9 protein-coding genes, 2 tRNA genes, 3 rRNA genes and 1 pseudogene are annotated in these 17882 nt (G+C 57.9%); 10 read left to right on the top strand and 5 right to left on the bottom strand.

What is annotated here, in order from left to right; all coding sequences use genetic code 11:
- The 10 genes from C8C98_RS05970 (at window position 1) to rrf (ending at window position 13091) form a co-directional block, all read left to right on the top strand.
- Window positions 1-1467: a TrkH family potassium uptake protein gene (locus C8C98_RS05970; protein WP_121453517.1), complete on the top strand. Its 1467-nt coding sequence runs from the start codon at window positions 1-3 to the stop codon at window positions 1465-1467.
- A gap of 132 nt (window positions 1468-1599) precedes the next feature.
- Entirely contained in the window at window positions 1600-2895 is a 1296-nt protein-coding gene (gene gshA / locus C8C98_RS05965) for a glutamate--cysteine ligase (protein WP_121453516.1), read from the top strand.
- 125 nt (window positions 2896-3020) lie between these two features.
- Window positions 3021-4964 (top strand): potassium transporter Kup, encoded by a 1944-nt coding sequence (locus C8C98_RS05960; protein ID WP_370450345.1) that lies wholly within the window; start codon window positions 3021-3023, stop codon window positions 4962-4964.
- A 68-nt stretch (window positions 4965-5032) separates the two neighbouring features.
- Complete coding sequence (locus C8C98_RS05955) at window positions 5033-6226, top strand: benzoate/H(+) symporter BenE family transporter (protein ID WP_121456059.1); 1194 nt, start codon at window positions 5033-5035, stop codon at window positions 6224-6226.
- A 97-nt stretch (window positions 6227-6323) separates the two neighbouring features.
- Window positions 6324-7268: a glutathione synthase gene (gene gshB / locus C8C98_RS05950; RefSeq protein ID WP_121453514.1), complete on the top strand. Its 945-nt coding sequence runs from the start codon at window positions 6324-6326 to the stop codon at window positions 7266-7268.
- A gap of 503 nt (window positions 7269-7771) precedes the next feature.
- Window positions 7772-9300: ribosomal RNA gene (locus C8C98_RS05945) — 16S ribosomal RNA — on the top strand.
- Window positions 9301-9391: 91 nt separating this feature from the next.
- Window positions 9392-9468 (top strand) — tRNA-Ile (locus C8C98_RS05940).
- A gap of 32 nt (window positions 9469-9500) precedes the next feature.
- Window positions 9501-9576: transfer RNA gene (locus tag C8C98_RS05935), tRNA-Ala, on the top strand.
- A gap of 371 nt (window positions 9577-9947) precedes the next feature.
- A 23S ribosomal RNA gene (locus C8C98_RS05930) occupies window positions 9948-12826 on the top strand.
- Between the two features lie 152 nt (window positions 12827-12978).
- Window positions 12979-13091 (top strand): 5S ribosomal RNA (gene rrf / locus C8C98_RS05925).
- The 16S, 23S and 5S rRNA genes sit together here with 2 tRNA genes alongside, the layout of an rRNA operon.
- A 222-nt stretch (window positions 13092-13313) precedes the next feature.
- On the opposite strand, the gene C8C98_RS05920 is transcribed toward rrf, so the two are convergent.
- From C8C98_RS05920 to C8C98_RS05900, 5 genes and pseudogenes are all read right to left on the bottom strand, one after another.
- On the bottom strand, window positions 13314-14078 hold the full coding sequence (locus C8C98_RS05920; RefSeq protein WP_121453513.1) for a class II glutamine amidotransferase: 765 nt from the start codon (window positions 14076-14078) through the stop codon (window positions 13314-13316).
- An 18-nt stretch (window positions 14079-14096) separates the two neighbouring features.
- Entirely contained in the window at window positions 14097-15575 is a 1479-nt protein-coding gene (locus tag C8C98_RS05915; RefSeq protein ID WP_121453512.1) for a DHA2 family efflux MFS transporter permease subunit, read from the bottom strand.
- Window positions 15576-15598: 23 nt separating this feature from the next.
- Window positions 15599-15790, bottom strand: a pseudogene (locus C8C98_RS05910) (4-oxalocrotonate tautomerase); the annotation flags it as partial.
- 56 nt (window positions 15791-15846) lie between these two features.
- Complete coding sequence (locus C8C98_RS05905) at window positions 15847-16080, bottom strand: cysteine-rich CWC family protein (protein ID WP_255423163.1); 234 nt, start codon at window positions 16078-16080, stop codon at window positions 15847-15849.
- Between the two features lie 98 nt (window positions 16081-16178).
- Entirely contained in the window at window positions 16179-17786 is a 1608-nt protein-coding gene (locus C8C98_RS05900; RefSeq protein WP_121453510.1) for a methyl-accepting chemotaxis protein, read from the bottom strand.
- Window positions 17787-17882: the final 96 nt, after the last annotated feature.

Raw genomic sequence — 17882 nt, 5'->3', positions numbered from 1 at the left:
ATGACGGACATGTTTCCTGTCCTGCGCGTGCTGGGCATTTTGGTGATGATCTTTGCCTCGTCCCTGGCCTTGCCTGCGGCTGTGTCGTGGTGGATGCAGGACGGCATCTGGTTTGTGTACCTGCTGTCCATGGCTGCCACGGCGTTTGCCGGGGGCTGGCTGTGGTGGAGCTTTCGCGTCTTCCGGCGCGAGCTGCAGCCGCGCCATGGGGTGATGCTGGCTTCGTTGGTGTGGGTGCTGCTGCCCTTGTTTGCCGCGCTGCCGCTGATGCTGGCGGGGCATTTCATCGGGCGGCCGCTGTCGTTCACGCACGCGTACTTTGAGGCGGTGTCGGGCCTCACGACCACGGGCTCGACGGTGATGAGCGGGCTGGACACGTTGCCGGTGTCCGTCAACATCTGGCGCACCTTTTTGCAGTGGCTGGGCGGCATGGGCATTTTGATTTTGGCGGTGGCCGTGCTGCCGCTGCTGGGCGTGGGCGGCAGCCAGCTCTTCAAGGCCGAGGCCGCAGGGCCGGTCAAAGACGCCAAGCTCACCCCGCGCATGACCGGCACCGCCAAGGGGCTGTGGGGCGTGTACGCGCTGTTCTCGGTGGCCTGTGCGCTGGCGTACTGGCTGGGCGGCATGGCGCCGCTGGATGCGGTGATGCACATGTTCACCACGGTGAGCCTGGGTGGTCTGTCGCCCTACGACGCAAGCTTTGGGCATTTTCAGTCGCCGCTGCTCGAAGCCATTGCCATCGTTTTCATGCTCGTGGCCAGCTGCAACTTTGCGCTGTATTTTGTGGCCTTGCGCAAGAGCGACTGGCGCAGCGCTTGGCGCGACCCGGAGCTGCGCGCCACGCTGGGCACGCTGATCGGCGGTGGGCTGGTGGTGTCGCTGCTGCTGTGGGCCAAGGGGGTGTACGAGCCGCTGGCCGCCCTGCGGCACGGCATGTTCAACACCGTGTCGCTGGCCACCACCACGGGCTACGCTACGGTGGACTATTTGGGCTGGCCGGTGTTTGCGCCGGTGCTGATGCTGCTCATGTCGGGCGTGGCCACCAGCGCGGGCTCCACCGGCTGCGGTATCAAGATGGTGCGCATGCTCATTCTTGTCAAGCAGGCCCGGCGCGAGATGACGCGGCTGGTGCACCCGCGTGCCGTGCAGCCCGTGCGCCTGGGCGATGCGGTGGTGGACAACCGGGTGATCTTCTCGGTGCTGGCCTTCATGCTGGTGTATGGCGCCACGGTGATCGGCCTGAGCATGGTGCTGCTGTTGACCGACCTGGACCCGGTGACTGCCTTTTCTGCCGTGCTGGCCAGCGTGAACTGCGCCGGGCCGGGACTGGGGGCGGTGGGGCCTGCGTCCAACTTTTCAGTGCTGACGGATTTTCAGGTGTGGGTGTGCACACTGGCCATGCTGCTGGGGCGGCTGGAGATCTTGAGCTTCATGGCGGTGCTCACCCCGGCGTTCTGGCGGCGTTGATCGCTGGCGGCTGGGCCTCGGCATTTTTTTGCGCCGGGTGCCGGGGTTGGCATTGCGAACGCGGCATGCATCCCCATATCCCGAAATCCCACCTCCCTACAATCGGTTCAACTGTGTCCCCCGAGGGCTTTTATGGTTCCGCATCTCATCACGGCCCTCACCGGGCCGATCAACGAGCTTGAACAGCGCATTCTGGATTCCATGCCCGCCATCGAGCGCTGGTTTCGCCTGGAGTGGATGGAGCATACGCCCCCGTTCTACACCTCGGTGGACATCCGCAACGCGGGCTTCAAGCTGGCCCCAGTGGACACCAACCTCTTTCCTGGTGGCTGGAACAACCTGACCAAGGAAATGCTGCCCCTGGCGGTGCAGGCTGCCATGGCCGCCATCGAGAAGATCTGCCCCGAAGCGCGCAACCTGCTGATCATTCCGGAAAACCACACGCGCAACACCTTCTACCTGGCCAATGTGGTGCAACTGCAGCGCATCTTCAACATGGCGGGCCTGAATGTGCGGGTGGGCTCCATCAGCCCGGAGATCAAGAAATCCACGCTGATCGAGTTGCCCAATGGCGATTCGGTGACGCTGGAGCCTGTGGTGCGCAACAAGGGGCGCCTGGGGCTCAAGAACTTTGACCCCTGCACCATTTTGCTCAACAACGACCTCTCGGCCGGCCCCCCAGGCATTCTGGAAGACCTGCACGAGCAGTATTTGCTGCCGCCCTTGCACGCCGGCTGGAGCGTACGCAAGAAGAGCACGCACTTTAAGAACTACGAGGAAGTTGCCAAGCGCTTTGGCAAGATGCTGGGCATCGACCCCTGGCTCATCAACCCCATGTTCAGCCACTTGGGCGGCCTGAACTTTGCGGAAGACACGGGCATGGACGCGCTGCAGGCGGCTGTCGATGCACATCTGACCAAAGTGCGCCGCAAGTACAAGGAGTACGGCATCAACGAAAAGCCGTTTGTGGTGGTCAAGCCCGACAACGGCACCTATGGCATGGGCATCATGACCGTGCGCGACGCCAAGGAGCTGGATGCCCTGAACCGCAAGACCAAGAACAAGATGGCGGTCATCAAGGATGGTCAGTCCGTCACGGACGTCATCATCCAGGAAGGTGTGCTGACCCAGGAGCGCGTGAACGATGCCGTGGCCGAGCCCGTGGTCTACATGATGGACCGCTATGTGGTGGGCGGCTTTTATCGCATGCACGCCGAGCGCGGGGTGGACGAAAACCTCAACTCGCCCGGTGCCAGCTTTGTGCCGCTAGCGTTTGAGCACAGCACGCACATGCCCCAGCCGGGTGTGCGCCCTGGGGTGAGCGCGCCGAATCGCTTCTATATGTATGGCGTGGTAGCCCGCTTGGCCATGCTGGCGGCCAGCTACGAGCTGGAGGCCACTGACCCGGATGCCGAGGTCTACGACTGACGCTGGGGTGTGAAGGGGCCGCCGTGGCGTGCCCGCTTCAAATGCTTGCCATTGTTTGGCTGCATGCGCCATAGGGGAGTTGCTGCGGTGCAACATCTGGATACGCCTTGGTGGGTGGCGTAGCCATGCAGCGCAAAATAGCGCTCTCCCAAATTTTGGAATCCTGTCCGGCGCTTGCGTTCGGCGGGGTCACTCCAGTGCAAAGTTCTTCCAAATCCTCGCTCGCAGCCTTGACGCTGGGGGCGATCGGCGTCGTTTATGGTGATATCGGCACCAGCGTGCTGTACGCAGTCAAAGAGGTGTTCGGCTCGGGGCATGTGCCCTTCACGCACGAAAACATCTACGGCATCCTCTCGATTTTCTTCTGGACCCTTACGGTCATTGTTTCGCTGAAGTACGTGGTCTTGGTGCTGCGGGCTGACAACAATGGTGAGGGTGGCCTGATCGCCATGTTGGCCCTGGCGTCGCAAGCGGTCAAAGACAAGCCCAAGCTGCGCGGTGTGCTGCTGGCGGTGGGGATTTTTGGCACGTCGCTGTTCTATGGGGATGGCGTGATCACACCAGCCATCTCGGTGCTGTCTGCGGTCGAGGGGCTGGAGGTGGTTTCCCCTCACTTCAAGCAGTACGTCATTCCCATCACTCTGGTCGTGCTGTTTTGCCTGTTTGCCGTGCAAAAGCGGGGCACGGGCGGTATTGGCAAGTTCTTCGGCCCCATCACGCTGGTTTGGTTTTTGACACTGGCGGTCTTGGGTGTCGTCCACATCCAGGGGCACCCTGAAATTCTGTGGGCCATGAGCCCGCACCACGCGCTGCTGTTCATGTGGCACCAGCCTGGCACCAGCTTCATCATTCTGGGGGCCGTGGTTTTGTGCGTTACGGGTGCCGAGGCGCTGTATGCCGACTTGGGGCATTTTGGCAAACGTCCTATCCGTCTGGCTTGGTTCAGCGTGGCCATGCCTTCGCTCACGCTCAATTACTTTGGCCAGGGTGCTTTGCTGCTGGCCGAGCCGGACGCGGTCAAAAACCCCTTTTTCATGATGGCACCCGATTGGGCGCTGATTCCGCTGGTTGGTTTGGCAACGTTGGCCACGGTGATTGCATCGCAGGCCTTGATCACCGGGGCCTTCAGCGTGACCAAGCAGGTCATTCAGCTGGGCTACCTGCCTCGCCTGAATATCCAGCACACCAGCGTGCGTGACACGGGCCAGATTTACATGCCGTTGGTGAACTGGGGGCTGTTTGTGGCCATTGTGCTGGCGGTGGTGATGTTCCGCTCGTCGAGCAATCTGGCCGCGGCCTACGGTATTGCGGTGACGCTGGACATGCTGATCACCACCACGCTGACCTTCTTCGTGATTCGTTACGGCTGGGGCTACCCGCTGGCGCTGTGCGTGGCGGCCACGGGATGCTTCTTTATGGTGGATTTGGCGTTCTTTGCCTCCAACATGCTCAAGCTGCTGCAGGGCGGCTGGTTCCCGCTGATGATTGGTGGCGCGGTGTTTACGCTGATGATGACCTGGAAAGAGGGCCGCCGCCTGCTCAATGAGAAGCTGCGCGCAGACGCGATCGACCTCAAGGACTTCCTGGAATCCGTGTTCATCAGCCCGCCCACCCGGGTGGATGGGACGGCCATCTTTTTGACGGCCGAGCCTGGTGCGGTCCCCAATGCACTGTTGCACAACCTCAAGCACAACAAGGTGCTGCACCAGCAAAACCTGTTTGTGACGGTGCGCAACCATGAGGTGCCCTGGATCGGCCTGGACAAGCGGTTGCAGGTGGAGTCGCTGGGGCACGATTGTTGGCAGGTGGTGGTGCATTACGGCTTTAAAAACGACCCCGATCTGCCCCGGGCGCTGGAGGCGCTGCGTGGTCGGGGCTGCGATGTGGAGCCCATGACCACCAGCTACTTCCTGTCGCGCGATACCGTGATCCCCACGATTGGCAGCGGCATGGCCCACTGGCGCGAAAAACTCTTTGCCCAGATGCACCACAACGCCAGCGGCGCCGCCGACTTCCTGCACTTGCCAAACAACTCGGTGGTGGAGCTGGGCTCCAAAATCGAAATCTGACACCGTTTGCCTCGGTCCTCCGGCTGTCGGGCCGGGTGGTCCGCAGCGGGGTGCCAGAATGCGCCCCCATGCAATTTTTCAAAGATATCAGCCTGTCGGCCTTTGTCGCAGGCTTTGTGGCCGTGCTGGTCGGCTTCACCAGCTCGGTCGCCATCGTGTTTCAAGCGGCCCAAGGTTTTGGGGCAACGCCTGCCCAAATCACCTCCTGGATCTGGGCCCTGGGCCTGGGGATGGGTCTGTGTTCATTGCTCCCCTCTCTTGTTCTGCGCAAACCGGTGATGGTGGCGTGGTCTACCCCTGGCGCTGCGGTGCTGGCGACGGCAGGTGTGGCTGGTGGCTTCTCCATGGGCGAGGCGGTGGGCGCGTTCATGGTGTGCTCGGTGCTGGTGGTCTTGGTGGGGGTCACCGGGCTTCTGGAGCGTGTGGCCGATCGCATCCCCTCTGAAATTGCCTCGGCTTTGTTAGCCGGGGTATTGACCCGGTTTGGCATCCAGACCTTTGCTGCGCTGCAGACCGCGCTGCCCCTGGTCTTGCTCATGGTGGGTTCTTATCTGGTGGCCCGCCGTTTGTTGCCGCGCTATGCCGTGGTGATCACGCTGGCGGCGGCCATCGCCTGGGTGGCGGCTTCAGGTCAGGTGGCTTGGTCCATGGGGCCGATGCAGTTGGCCATGCCGGTGTTTGTTGCCCCGCAATGGAGTGTGGCGGCTGCTGTGAGCCTGGCGATTCCGTTGTTTGTGGTCACCATGGCATCGCAGAATCTGCCGGGTATTGCGGTGATCAAGGCCTCCGGCTATGAGCTGCCTGTGTCCAAACTTATCACTCTGACCGGTGTTGTGTCTCTTCTGCTGGCGCCCTTTGGGGCGTTTGCGTTGAACTTCAGTGCCATCACTGCAGCCATCTGCATGGGGCCGGAGGCACATGAGGACCGCAAGCGGCGCTATACGGCTGCGGCCTCGTGTGGCGCTCTCTATTTGGTGATCGGCTTGTTTGGTGCCGTGGTCACCGGGGTGCTGACTTCCTTCCCCAAGGAGCTTGTGGTGGCCATTGCAGGGATTGCCCTGTTGAGCACGATTGGCAATGGGCTGGCGTCTTCGTTGAAGAACGAGACCCACAGAGAGGCTGCGTTGATTACGTTTCTGGTCACGCTCAGCGGCGTTACCTTGATGGGGATCGGTTCTGCCTTCTGGGGTGTGGTCGCCGGCAGCTTTGCGCTATTTGTGCAACAGTATGGGCGTTCCACCTCAAGCGCGATGGGTTCGTGAATTGCCCTTGGGGTTCGTGCCTGGTCTTCTGACGCGACCCTGCCTTGCCCGCCCTCTGAGGTGGCGTTGCGTTGTCCCTCTTCATTTTTGAGCCACCATGAAATTCCTGTTCATTGCTGACCCGCTGGAAAACTTCAAGATCTATAAAGACACCACCTTTGCCATGATGCGGGAGGCGCAGCGGCGGGGGCACAGCCTGGCAGTGTGTGAGCCAAGGCATGTGAGTTGGGTGCGTGGCGGCCAAGTCACGGCCCAGGTTCGGCACATCACGCTGACGGATGAATCGGACAATTGGTTTTCCGTGCAGTCGGAGGAGACCGCTGCATTGGCGGGTTTCGGGGCCGTCCTCATGCGCAAAGACCCGCCCTTCGACAGCGAGTACTTCTACGCAACGCATATGCTTGAGCAAGCGGAGCGCGAGGGAGCCAAGGTGTTTAACAAGCCACGTGCTTTACGAGACCATCCAGAAAAGCTGGCGATCATGGAGTTTCCGCAATTCATCGGGCCCACGATCGTGACGCGGGACGCCGCTGAAATCCGCCGTTTTCACGCCGAACATCAAGACATCATTCTGAAACCCCTGGACGGCATGGGCGGCATGGGGATCTTCCGGGTAGGGTCTGATGGCCTGAACCTGGGCAGCATCACCGAGACGCTGAACCGTGATGGGGCGCAGAGCGTCATGGTCCAGAAGTTTTTGCCGGAAATTGCAGCAGGCGACAAACGGGTGCTGATCATTGGCGGCAAGCCTGTACCTTTCTGTCTGGCGCGCATTCCCCAGGGGGGCGAAGTGCGCGGCAATCTGGCTGCAGGTGGCAAGGGAGTTGCACAGCCCCTGTCGGCCAGAGACCGGGAAATCGCTGAGGCGCTGGGCCCTGTCTTGCAGTCTCGCGGGCTGTTGTTGGCTGGCGTAGATGTGATCGGCGATTGCGTGACCGAAATCAATGTCACCAGCCCCACTTGTTTCCAGGAGATATTCGATCAAACAGGTTGTGACGTAGCGAGTCTCTATATAGATGCCTTGGAAGCTGCCTTGGCATAAAGTCCAAGGGCAGTTCATGTGTTTGCTTAAAAACTTTCGAGAATTTGCTGTGTGCTCTAAAACGGTGCTATGATCGAGGGCTTCGCTACTGAGACGGTTTAGATTGTTGGGGTAGCGAAGGGGTTGCAGAAAGTTAGGTTTTTGTTGTCGGCGGGTTAAAAACTGTTGTACAATTTAAGGCTGCGCTAAATGCAGTAGTTGTTCTGAAAAGAGTAATTGCTGCAAACTGCAAAGACCCCAAAGTTTGACAGGACTTTAAAAACTGTGCTAGAATTCGAGGCTCAGCTGATTGCAGCTAAGTCGGGAAAGCAAAGAAAACTTCGGTTGATTTGTGATCCGGTTCATTAAAAATATACAGCCGATAAGCGTGGGCGTTTGATGGCGAGTGCCAAGTTCTTTGGAACTAGTGCTTAGCACTACAAACGCTCATGAGAATAGAAGTGAAGTTCACTTCAATTCCGTTTTTATGAGTTAAGTCGAAAGACTTTAAATTTATCAAGATCGAACTGTAGAGTTTGATCCTGGCTCAGATTGAACGCTGGCGGCATGCCTTACACATGCAAGTCGAACGGTAACAGGTCTTCGGATGCTGACGAGTGGCGAACGGGTGAGTAATACATCGGAACGTGCCCGATCGTGGGGGATAACGAAGCGAAAGCTTTGCTAATACCGCATAAGATCTAAGGATGAAAGCAGGGGACCGCAAGGCCTTGCGCGAACGGAGCGGCCGATGGCAGATTAGGTAGTTGGTGGGATAAAAGCTTACCAAGCCGACGATCTGTAGCTGGTCTGAGAGGACGACCAGCCACACTGGGACTGAGACACGGCCCAGACTCCTACGGGAGGCAGCAGTGGGGAATTTTGGACAATGGGCGAAAGCCTGATCCAGCCATGCCGCGTGCAGGATGAAGGCCTTCGGGTTGTAAACTGCTTTTGTACGGAACGAAAAGACTCTGGTTAATACCTGGGGTCCATGACGGTACCGTAAGAATAAGCACCGGCTAACTACGTGCCAGCAGCCGCGGTAATACGTAGGGTGCAAGCGTTAATCGGAATTACTGGGCGTAAAGCGTGCGCAGGCGGTTATATAAGACAGATGTGAAATCCCCGGGCTCAACCTGGGAACTGCATTTGTGACTGTATAGCTAGAGTACGGTAGAGGGGGATGGAATTCCGCGTGTAGCAGTGAAATGCGTAGATATGCGGAGGAACACCGATGGCGAAGGCAATCCCCTGGACCTGTACTGACGCTCATGCACGAAAGCGTGGGGAGCAAACAGGATTAGATACCCTGGTAGTCCACGCCCTAAACGATGTCAACTGGTTGTTGGGTCTTCACTGACTCAGTAACGAAGCTAACGCGTGAAGTTGACCGCCTGGGGAGTACGGCCGCAAGGTTGAAACTCAAAGGAATTGACGGGGACCCGCACAAGCGGTGGATGATGTGGTTTAATTCGATGCAACGCGAAAAACCTTACCCACCTTTGACATGTATGGAATCCTTTAGAGATAGAGGAGTGCTCGAAAGAGAGCCATAACACAGGTGCTGCATGGCTGTCGTCAGCTCGTGTCGTGAGATGTTGGGTTAAGTCCCGCAACGAGCGCAACCCTTGCCATTAGTTGCTACGAAAGGGCACTCTAATGGGACTGCCGGTGACAAACCGGAGGAAGGTGGGGATGACGTCAAGTCCTCATGGCCCTTATAGGTGGGGCTACACACGTCATACAATGGCTGGTACAGAGGGTTGCCAACCCGCGAGGGGGAGCTAATCCCATAAAGCCAGTCGTAGTCCGGATCGCAGTCTGCAACTCGACTGCGTGAAGTCGGAATCGCTAGTAATCGCGGATCAGAATGTCGCGGTGAATACGTTCCCGGGTCTTGTACACACCGCCCGTCACACCATGGGAGCGGGTTCTGCCAGAAGTAGGTAGCCTAACCGTAAGGAGGGCGCTTACCACGGCAGGGTTCGTGACTGGGGTGAAGTCGTAACAAGGTAGCCGTATCGGAAGGTGCGGCTGGATCACCTCCTTTCTGGAAAACTGCATTCAATATTGAACGCCCACACTTATCGGTTGTTGGAACAAGCTGCTGACTTGCGAAGTCATTCGCAAGAAGGCGGAATGGGTCTGTAGCTCAGCTGGTTAGAGCACTGTGTTGATAACGCAGGGGTCGTTGGTTCGAGCCCAACTAGACCCACCATATTCCAATAGACGGATACGTGAGAGGAAACTGGGGGATTAGCTCAGCTGGGAGAGCACCTGCTTTGCAAGCAGGGGGTCGTCGGTTCGATCCCGTCATCCTCCACCACCAACAAGCATCGGACTTCAACACCAAAGCGGCTTTGCAAAAGGCCACTTTGTTGTTGATCAATATCGATTGATCAATCGGCTGTTCTTTAAAAATTCATAGAGTCGAATCAGAGTTGTCAGAGGAAACTGCACATTCGTAAAGGTTTAGTGCAGACCGTGCCTCTGATGACAATTTTTTGATTGCGTCAAAACGAATATTCAATAAGCGAAAGCTGATTGAAGTTCAGTAATGACGAATGTTCTCGGATGAAAGGTAGAAATACCTGGAGTCGAAGAATAATTCACATTACGGCATAACGCGTCAGGTGAAAGACCTGGCAATTCCTTGAAAATAATGGCGATATCTTGAAAGAGATGTCAAAGTTATAGGGTCAAGTGAATAAGAGCATGTGGTGGATGCCTTGGCGATTACAGGCGACGAAAGACGTGATAGCCTGCGATAAGCTTCGGGGAGCTGGCAAATAAGCTTTGATCCGGAGATTTCTGAATGGGGAAACCCACCTTGCAAGAGGTATCGCATACTGAATACATAGGTATGCGAAGCGAACCGGGTGAACTGAAACATCTCAGTAGCTCGAGGAAAAGACATCAACCGAGATTCCGAAAGTAGTGGCGAGCGAAATCGGAAGAGCCTTCTAGTGATAGCACGACTGTTAGCAAAACGGAATGGAAAGTTCGGCCATAGCAGGTGATAGCCCTGTATGCGAAAACAGACGTGTGGTACTAAGTTAGAGAAAAGTAGGGCGGGACACGAGAAATCCTGTCTGAATATGGGGGGACCATCCTCCAAGGCTAAATACTCGTAATCGACCGATAGTGAACCAGTACCGTGAGGGAAAGGCGAAAAGAACCCCGGGAGGGGAGTGAAATAGATCCTGAAACCGCATGCTTACAAAAAGTAGGAGCCCGCAAGGGTGACTGCGTACCTTTTGTATAATGGGTCAGCGACTTACATTCAGTGGCAAGGTTAACCGAATAGGGAAGCCGTAGAGAAATCGAGTCCGAATAGGGCGAATCAGTCGCTGGGTGTAGACCCGAAACCAAGTGATCTATCCATGGCCAGGATGAAGGTGCCGTAACAGGTACTGGAGGTCCGAACCCACTAGTGTTGCAAAACTAGGGGATGAGCTGTGGATAGGGGTGAAAGGCTAAACAAACTTGGAAATAGCTGGTTCTCTCCGAAAACTATTTAGGTAGTGCCTCAAGTATTACCGTCGGGGGTAGAGCACTGTTTAGGCTAGGGGGTCATGGCGACTTACCAAACCTATGCAAACTCCGAATACCGACGAGTACAGCTTGGGAGACAGAGCACCGGGTGCTAACGTCCGGACTCAAGAGGGAAACAACCCAGACCGCCAGCTAAGGTCCCTAAAATTGGCTAAGTGGGAAACGAAGTGGGAAGGCTAAAACAGTCAGGATGTTGGCTTAGAAGCAGCCATCATTTAAAGAAAGCGTAATAGCTCACTGATCGAGTCGTCCTGCGCGGAAGATGTAACGGGGCTAAGCCAGTTACCGAAGCTGCGGATGTGCAATTTATTGCACGTGGTAGGAGAGCGTTCTGTAGGCCTGTGAAGGTGTCTGGTAACGGATGCTGGAGGTATCAGAAGTGCGAATGCTGACATGAGTAGCGTTAAAGGGGGTGAAAAGCCCCCTCGCCGTAAGCGCAAGGTTTTCTACGCAACGTTCATCGGCGTAGAGTGAGTCGGCCCCTAAGGCGAGGCAGAGATGCGTAGCTGATGGGAAACAGGTCAATATTCCTGTACCGATCAATAGTGCGATGTGGGGACGGAGAAGGTTAGCTCAGCCAACTGTTGGATATGTTGGTTCAAGCCTGTAGTCGTGCCTGGTAGGCAAATCCGCCGGGCTTAGATGAGGGGTGATAACGAGTCTGCTTGCAGACGAAGTGAGTGATACCCTGCTTCCAGGAAAAGCCACTAAGCTTCAGCTATTGACGACCGTACCGCAAACCGACACTGGTGCGCGAGATGAGTATTCTAAGGCGCTTGAGAGAACTCAGGAGAAGGAACTCGGCAAATTGATACCGTAACTTCGGGAGAAGGTATGCCCCAAGTAGGTGAACTCGTACAGAGGGAGCCAAAAGGGGTTGCAAAAAATCGGTGGCTGCGACTGTTTAATAAAAACACAGCACTCTGCAAACACGAAAGTGGACGTATAGGGTGTGACGCCTGCCCGGTGCTGGAAGATTAAATGATGGGGTGCAAGCTCTTGATTGAAGTCCCAGTAAACGGCGGCCGTAACTATAACGGTCCTAAGGTAGCGAAATTCCTTGTCGGGTAAGTTCCGACCTGCACGAATGGCGTAACGATGGCCACACTGTCTCCTCCTGAGACTCAGCGAAGTTGAAATGTTTGTGATGATGCAATCTCCCCGCGGAAAGACGGAAAGACCCCATGAACCTTTACTGTAGCTTTGTATTGGACTTTGAACAGATCTGTGTAGGATAGGTGGGAGGCTTTGAAGTGAGGTCGCTAGATCTCATGGAGCCAACGTTGAAATACCACCCTGGTGTGTTTGAGGTTCTAACCTAGGTCCATTATCTGGATCGGGGACAGTGCATGGTAGGCAGTTTGACTGGGGCGGTCTCCTCCCAAAGCGTAACGGAGGAGTTCGAAGGTACGCTAGTTACGGTCGGACATCGTGACGATAGTGCAATGGCATAAGCGTGCTTAACTGCGAGACTGACAAGTCGAGCAGATGCGAAAGCAGGACATAGTGATCCGGTGGTTCTGTATGGAAGGGCCATCGCTCAACGGATAAAAGGTACTCTGGGGATAACAGGCTGATACCGCCCAAGAGTTCATATCGACGGCGGTGTTTGGCACCTCGATGTCGGCTCATCTCATCCTGGGGCTGTAGCCGGTCCCAAGGGTATGGCTGTTCGCCATTTAAAGAGGTACGTGAGCTGGGTTTAAAACGTCGTGAGACAGTTTGGTCCCTATCTTCCGTGGGCGCTGCAGATTTGAGGAAGCCTGCTCCTAGTACGAGAGGACCGGAGTGGACACACCTCTGGTGTATCGGTTGTCACGCCAGTGGCATTGCCGAGTAGCTAAGTGTGGAAGAGATAACCGCTGAAAGCATCTAAGCGGGAAACTCGTTTCAAGATGAGATCTGCCGGGGCCTTGAGCCCCCTAAAGAGTCGTTCAAGACCAGGACGTTGATAGGTCAGGTGTGGAAGCGCAGTAATGCGTTAAGCTAACTGATACTAATTGCTCGTGAGGCTTGACCCTATAACTTTGATAGCCAGCGCACCCAACTAACGGTTGTGTGCAAAGCTCAAAGATTGTTATGCCAAGTTGACGCAGTCAAAACACATAAAATCTGATTCCAAACTCTATGAATTCGCTAGGCTGTTCCACGAACAGCACAGCACCAAGTTATGCCTGATGACCATAGCAAGTTGGTACCACTCCTTCCCATCCCGAACAGGACAGTGAAACGACTTTGCGCCGATGATAGTGCGGGTTCCCGTGTGAAAGTAGGTCATCGTCAGGCTCTTATAGCCCCAATACCCCCCAGTCCATAAGGATTGGGGGGTTTTGCGTTTGGTTTTGATATTTTTAGCCAGCTGCGCCCTGTATTAAATAGCGCACGCTAGCCTTGCACTAGCGGCTGCTGTTCGAGTACCCGACACCCTCGCTTTTGACGTTTGCGCGCGCCAGTAAGCCAGATCGCTTGCTCTGTGTGCTCGTTGTGTCGGGGCCGCTGCCAGTTCAATCAGCTCCGCCTCACTCCATCCGCAAAAACGGCCAATTCGCCAGAGTTGAAGGCGGTCCAGCGCTCATTGCTGGTCAGCGGTGCTGTGACGATGATGGCAACGCGGTCTGTGGGTTGCGTTTCTTTGGCAAAGTCAATGAGTACATCTTCGTCAGACAGTTGTGCCTCACTGAAGGGGTGCTGGCGCTCGATGTAATGAAGCTGGGTTGTGGCGTGGGCCCACAAGGCCTCACCATTGGAGAGTAAGCAGTTGAACGTCCCATGGGGCGCAATGTAGCGTGTGAGCTCTTTGAGAGTCAGTGTGAGCTCGTCAATCGGTGGCAAGCAGGCATGTGACTTGGCCAACTCCTGCATCAACCAACAAAAAACATGCTCGCTATCGGTGTTGCCCACGGGATGGAAATGGGAGTGCAACCGGGGGCGGAAGTCTTTCAAATCGCCGTTGTGGGCAAACACCCAATAGCGCCCCCACAGCTCGCGCACGAAAGGGTGGCAGTTTTGCAGTGCGACCACGCCCTGGGTGGCCTTGCGGATGTGGGCAATGACATTGCGGCTTTTGATGGGATAACGCCGAATCAGGTCTGCAATCGGCGAATCCACCGCAGGCAAATGGTCCACAAAGTGCCTGAGGCCCCGATCTTCAAAAAATGCGATGCCCCAGCCGTCGGAGTGGTCGGCAGTGTTGCCGCCACGTTGGGCAAAGCCCTTGAAACTGAAAGTCACGTCCGTGGGCGTGTTGGAGTTCATTCCCAGCAGTTGGCACATGATGAGCGCTATTAAATGTTATTTTGCAGATTTTGGGCCGGCTGCGGGCTTTTCTCGCAACTGCCATGCGGCCATCATGGCGATCAGGCACAGCGCGGCCAGCATGAGGAAGGTCTCTCCGAAGGCTGCAATCCTTTGGGGATTGCTGGGCCCCAGCGACAAGGATGCGCCATGGGCGGCGATGCGCCACTCCAGAACAATGCCGCACAGGCTCACGCCAGCTGCGCCACCGAGCATGCGCACAAAGCCAATAGCGCTGGAGCCTTGGGAAATCAGCGCCTTGTCCAGCGGGCGCATGGCTCCCAGGTTGAGCGAGGGAAGAATGAAGCCCAGGCCAATGCGCCCAAGGATGGCGAAGGCGATGAGCATCCATAGCGTGGACTGTAAGCTGATCAGTAGCATGAGCGCGAACGAGGCGGCTAGCAGTGCCAGGCCCGCACTGACCAGGACATGGGTGGGATGGCGGTCTGCCAGGCGGCCCACCCAGGCAATGGTGATTGCCAAAGCAATGCCTGCCGGCAGCATCAACGTGCCCACGTGCGAGGGAGTGAGCTCCAGCCCAAGTTGCATGAACACCGGCAGCAGATAGGTGGAGCCAAACAGGGCGGTGCCGTAGATAAAGGCCACGATGCTGCCCATCGCAAATTGGCGAAATTGGAAGAGCCGTAAATCCATCAAAGGCTTTTTTCCCAAGCGCGCCATGCGCTTTTGCCAGGCAATGAACCCAAAAAAGGCTCCCACCGCCACCAGCAGCAAGACGCCCGCTTCCGCGCCCGTGCCGCCATGCAGCGACACCAGCCCGTTGAGCAAGCACAAGGTCCCCACTGTGCCCAGTAGCAGGCCGCGCCAGTCCAGCCCTTCACCGGAGCGATTGGCAGGGACTCCTCCCGGGGCCGTCATGGGCACAAACCGGTAGGCCAGCCAGATGGAGGCCAGGCACAGCGGCACCACCATGAAGAAGATGGAGCGCCAGCCGAACCAGTCGACCAGCAGGCCGCCAATGCTGGGGCCAATTGCCGGGGCCAGCACCACACCCATGCCAAAGATGCCGCTGGCGCGGCCTTGTTCATGGGGCTGAAATGCATAAAGAATGATGACGGCAGGAATGGGCTGCACGACCCCAGCGGCCAGGCCCTCTGCCACGCGGGCCAGCAAGACCAGGCCAAAATTCTGTGCCAAACCACCCCCTACGCCACCGAGCAGCAGGATGAGCATGGCGCCCACATACGTAGCCCGGTACCCATAGCGAGCCAGCAGCCACGGGGTGGTCAGCATGGACACGGTGGTAGCGACCATGAAGCCAGAGGTCACCCATTGGGCGCGCTCTTGCCCCAACGTGAAGTAATGGCTCATGTCCGGGATGGCCACATTCACAATGGTGGACGACATGATGGAGGCCATGGTGCCCACCATCACAGAAAGCAGCAGCAACCACCGATAGCGTTGGCCGTAGCGTTCTTGCAATACGGCCAGCGAGCCGGATGGTTGCGTGCCCATGGAAATGCCGGTCAGGGTTGGGGCTAGCTGCGCTCAGTCCACAGCGTGCCGCCGGTGGCCCAGTTTTCCCGCTTCACATCGGTGATGAGAATGTCGACCGACTCGGGCGAGCCGCCCAGGATTTCGACCGAGACGCGGGTGATTTCTGCGACGAGCTTTTTCTTCTGCTCGATCGTGCGGCCTTCCATCATTTCGATGTGATAGGTGGGCATAGTGGGAGTCCTTTCGGGTTGAAAACGCTAAAGACCCATCATATCGGCGTGGTCCGTGCCTAGTGCCCACTCGGGTTTGCCTTGGCTGGCCCGCCACCCTGTGGCGGGTGGGCTCGGGTGGCGCAGGCGGGGCACAGGCAGGCCCTGCCTTGCGAAGCTTGGGGGATGGCTTGCAATGCCGTGGGCTCAATGGGGGTCGCGGTGCACCAGCACGCCTCAATGCCCAGCCCCGCCTCCATGGCGCACTGGTTGCTTTGGCCGCACAGGGGGCACGACGATGGGTCTGGGGTCACGGCGTTCAATCGGGATGAGGGGGCAGAGGGCTCATGCAGTGTAGGGGGGCTGGCGTACCTTCTTGCCCGCCCTCGGCCCGAGGGCGCCGTGCCCCGTGTCAGGCCGCGATGGGCAACGCAGCGCCGGGGTGACGCTGCAGCCGCCCGGCATCTGCATTGCCCAAGCTGAAAACCGCCACGGCCTGCACCAGTTGGGTAGCCTGGGATTCCAGCGAGCCTGTGGCGGCGGCCGCCTCTTCCACCAGGGCGGCATTTTGCTGGGTGACCTGGTCCATCTGGGCGATGGCCCGGTTCACCTGTTCCAGGCCACCCGTCTGTTCCTGGCTGGCCGCGCTGATCTCGCCCACGATGTGGGTCACGCGCTGCACGCCACTCACTACATCGCGGATGACGGTGCCCGCCTCTTCTACGAGCCGGTTGCCCGCGTCCACTTGCTGCACCGAGTCGTCGATCAACCCCTTGATCTCCTTGGCTGCCGCTGCACTGCGCTGGGCCAGGGTGCGGACCTCGCCAGCCACTACGGCAAAGCCGCGCCCCTGCTCGCCCGCGCGGGCGGCTTCCACGGCCGCGTTCAGGGCCAGGATGTTGGTTTGGAAGGCAATGCCATCGATGACCGAGATGATGTCCACGATTTTGCGGGAGGCGGTGTGGATCCCGCCCATCGTGCTCACCACATTGCCCACCACTGTGCCGCCCCGCTGGGCCAGACTGGATGCGTCTTGTGCCAGCTGGTTGGCTTGCCGGGCGTTGTCTGCGTTTTGTCGCACGGTGGCGGTCATCTGCTCCATGGACGCTGCCGTCTCCTGCAGTGCGCTGGCTTGCTCTTCCGTGCGGCTGGACAGGTCCAGATTGCCCCGCGCAATTTCGCTGGAGGCCAGCGCAATCGTCTCCGCCCCCTGGCGCACTTGACCGACGGTGGAGCGCAGTTGCTCGCTCATGGCATCCAGTGCGCGCAGCAGTTGGCCGGTTTCGTCGCGGGCGCTGGCGGCGGCACCGGCCTGGGTGCTCAGGTCTCCACTGGCCACCGTCTGGGCCACCACCACGGCGCGGTGCAGGGGGCGGGTGATGCTGCGGGTGATGATGTACGCCAGGGCCGTAGCAGTGAGCAGTGCCAACGCGCCCAAGCTGATCATGAGCACGCGGCCCCGGGTGTAGCCCCTTTGCACGTTCGCTGCGGCGGTATTGATGCTGGCGCGCTGCTGGTCCAGCAGGGCTTGCAGGCTGTCCAGATAAGCCACGCCTGCGGGACGGAAATCGCTGTCGAAACGCTTTTCTGCCTCCTCGGCCTGGCCATCGGCTTTGGCTTTGTTCACCGCATCGCGTGCCGCAATGTAGCGCTGGCGGGCTTGCGACAACGTGGCAAACAGGGCCTTTTCCTCGGGCGTTTCCAGCAGGGCCTCGATTTGCTTTTGCTGCTCTGTGGAGTTGCGCGAGGCCTCTGCGTTTTCAGGGGCGAAGAATGTGGCCAGAGACGGATCGGAGCTCTTGGCCACTGCGGTGGTGCGACGCACGCTGGTGTGGATGGTGCGATACCAGTCAGAGACCAAGCGCTCCTTGGTCAGCGGTCGCTCCATCATGGCATCGGTCTCGCTGGCAATGGCCTGCAGCTGCCAGATGCCAATGCCCAGAATGGCCGCCGTGAGGAAAATCACGGCAGAAAACGCCAGCGCCAAGCGGCTGCCGATGGAGAGGTGGTGGATGTGCATGTCGAATCAAGGGTGGTTACTCACTTCTATTTTCGACATCCTCCATTTCAAACTTGAGGTGTACTGCGCGTTTGCCAGAGCGCTTGTCTTTTAAAT

The sequence above is a fragment of the Acidovorax sp. 106 genome (genome assembly GCF_003663825.1).
In the GTDB taxonomy this organism is placed as follows: Bacteria; Pseudomonadota; Gammaproteobacteria; order Burkholderiales; family Burkholderiaceae_C; genus Acidovorax.
The sequence above is the reverse complement of the archived record's forward strand: the minus strand, read 5'-3'. Positions and strand labels throughout refer to the sequence as shown.

Bases quoted from the DNA above. Each gene is read 5' to 3' on its own strand.
- C8C98_RS05960 (WP_370450345.1), top strand. From the start codon at position 3,021: ATGCAGCGCAAAATAGCGCTCTCCCAAATTTTGGAATCCTGTCCGGCG.
- gshB (WP_121453514.1), top strand. From the start codon at position 6,324: ATGAAATTCCTGTTCATTGCTGACCCGCTGGAAAACTTCAAGATCTAT.
- C8C98_RS05900 (WP_121453510.1), bottom strand. From the start codon at position 17,786: ATGCACATCCACCACCTCTCCATCGGCAGCCGCTTGGCGCTGGCGTTT.
- gshA (WP_121453516.1), top strand. From the start codon at position 1,600: ATGGTTCCGCATCTCATCACGGCCCTCACCGGGCCGATCAACGAGCTT.
- C8C98_RS05915 (WP_121453512.1), bottom strand. From the start codon at position 15,575: ATGGGCACGCAACCATCCGGCTCGCTGGCCGTATTGCAAGAACGCTAC.
- C8C98_RS05970 (WP_121453517.1), top strand. From the start codon at position 1: ATGACGGACATGTTTCCTGTCCTGCGCGTGCTGGGCATTTTGGTGATG.
- C8C98_RS05920 (WP_121453513.1), bottom strand. From the start codon at position 14,078: ATGTGCCAACTGCTGGGAATGAACTCCAACACGCCCACGGACGTGACT.
- C8C98_RS05955 (WP_121456059.1), top strand. From the start codon at position 5,033: ATGCAATTTTTCAAAGATATCAGCCTGTCGGCCTTTGTCGCAGGCTTT.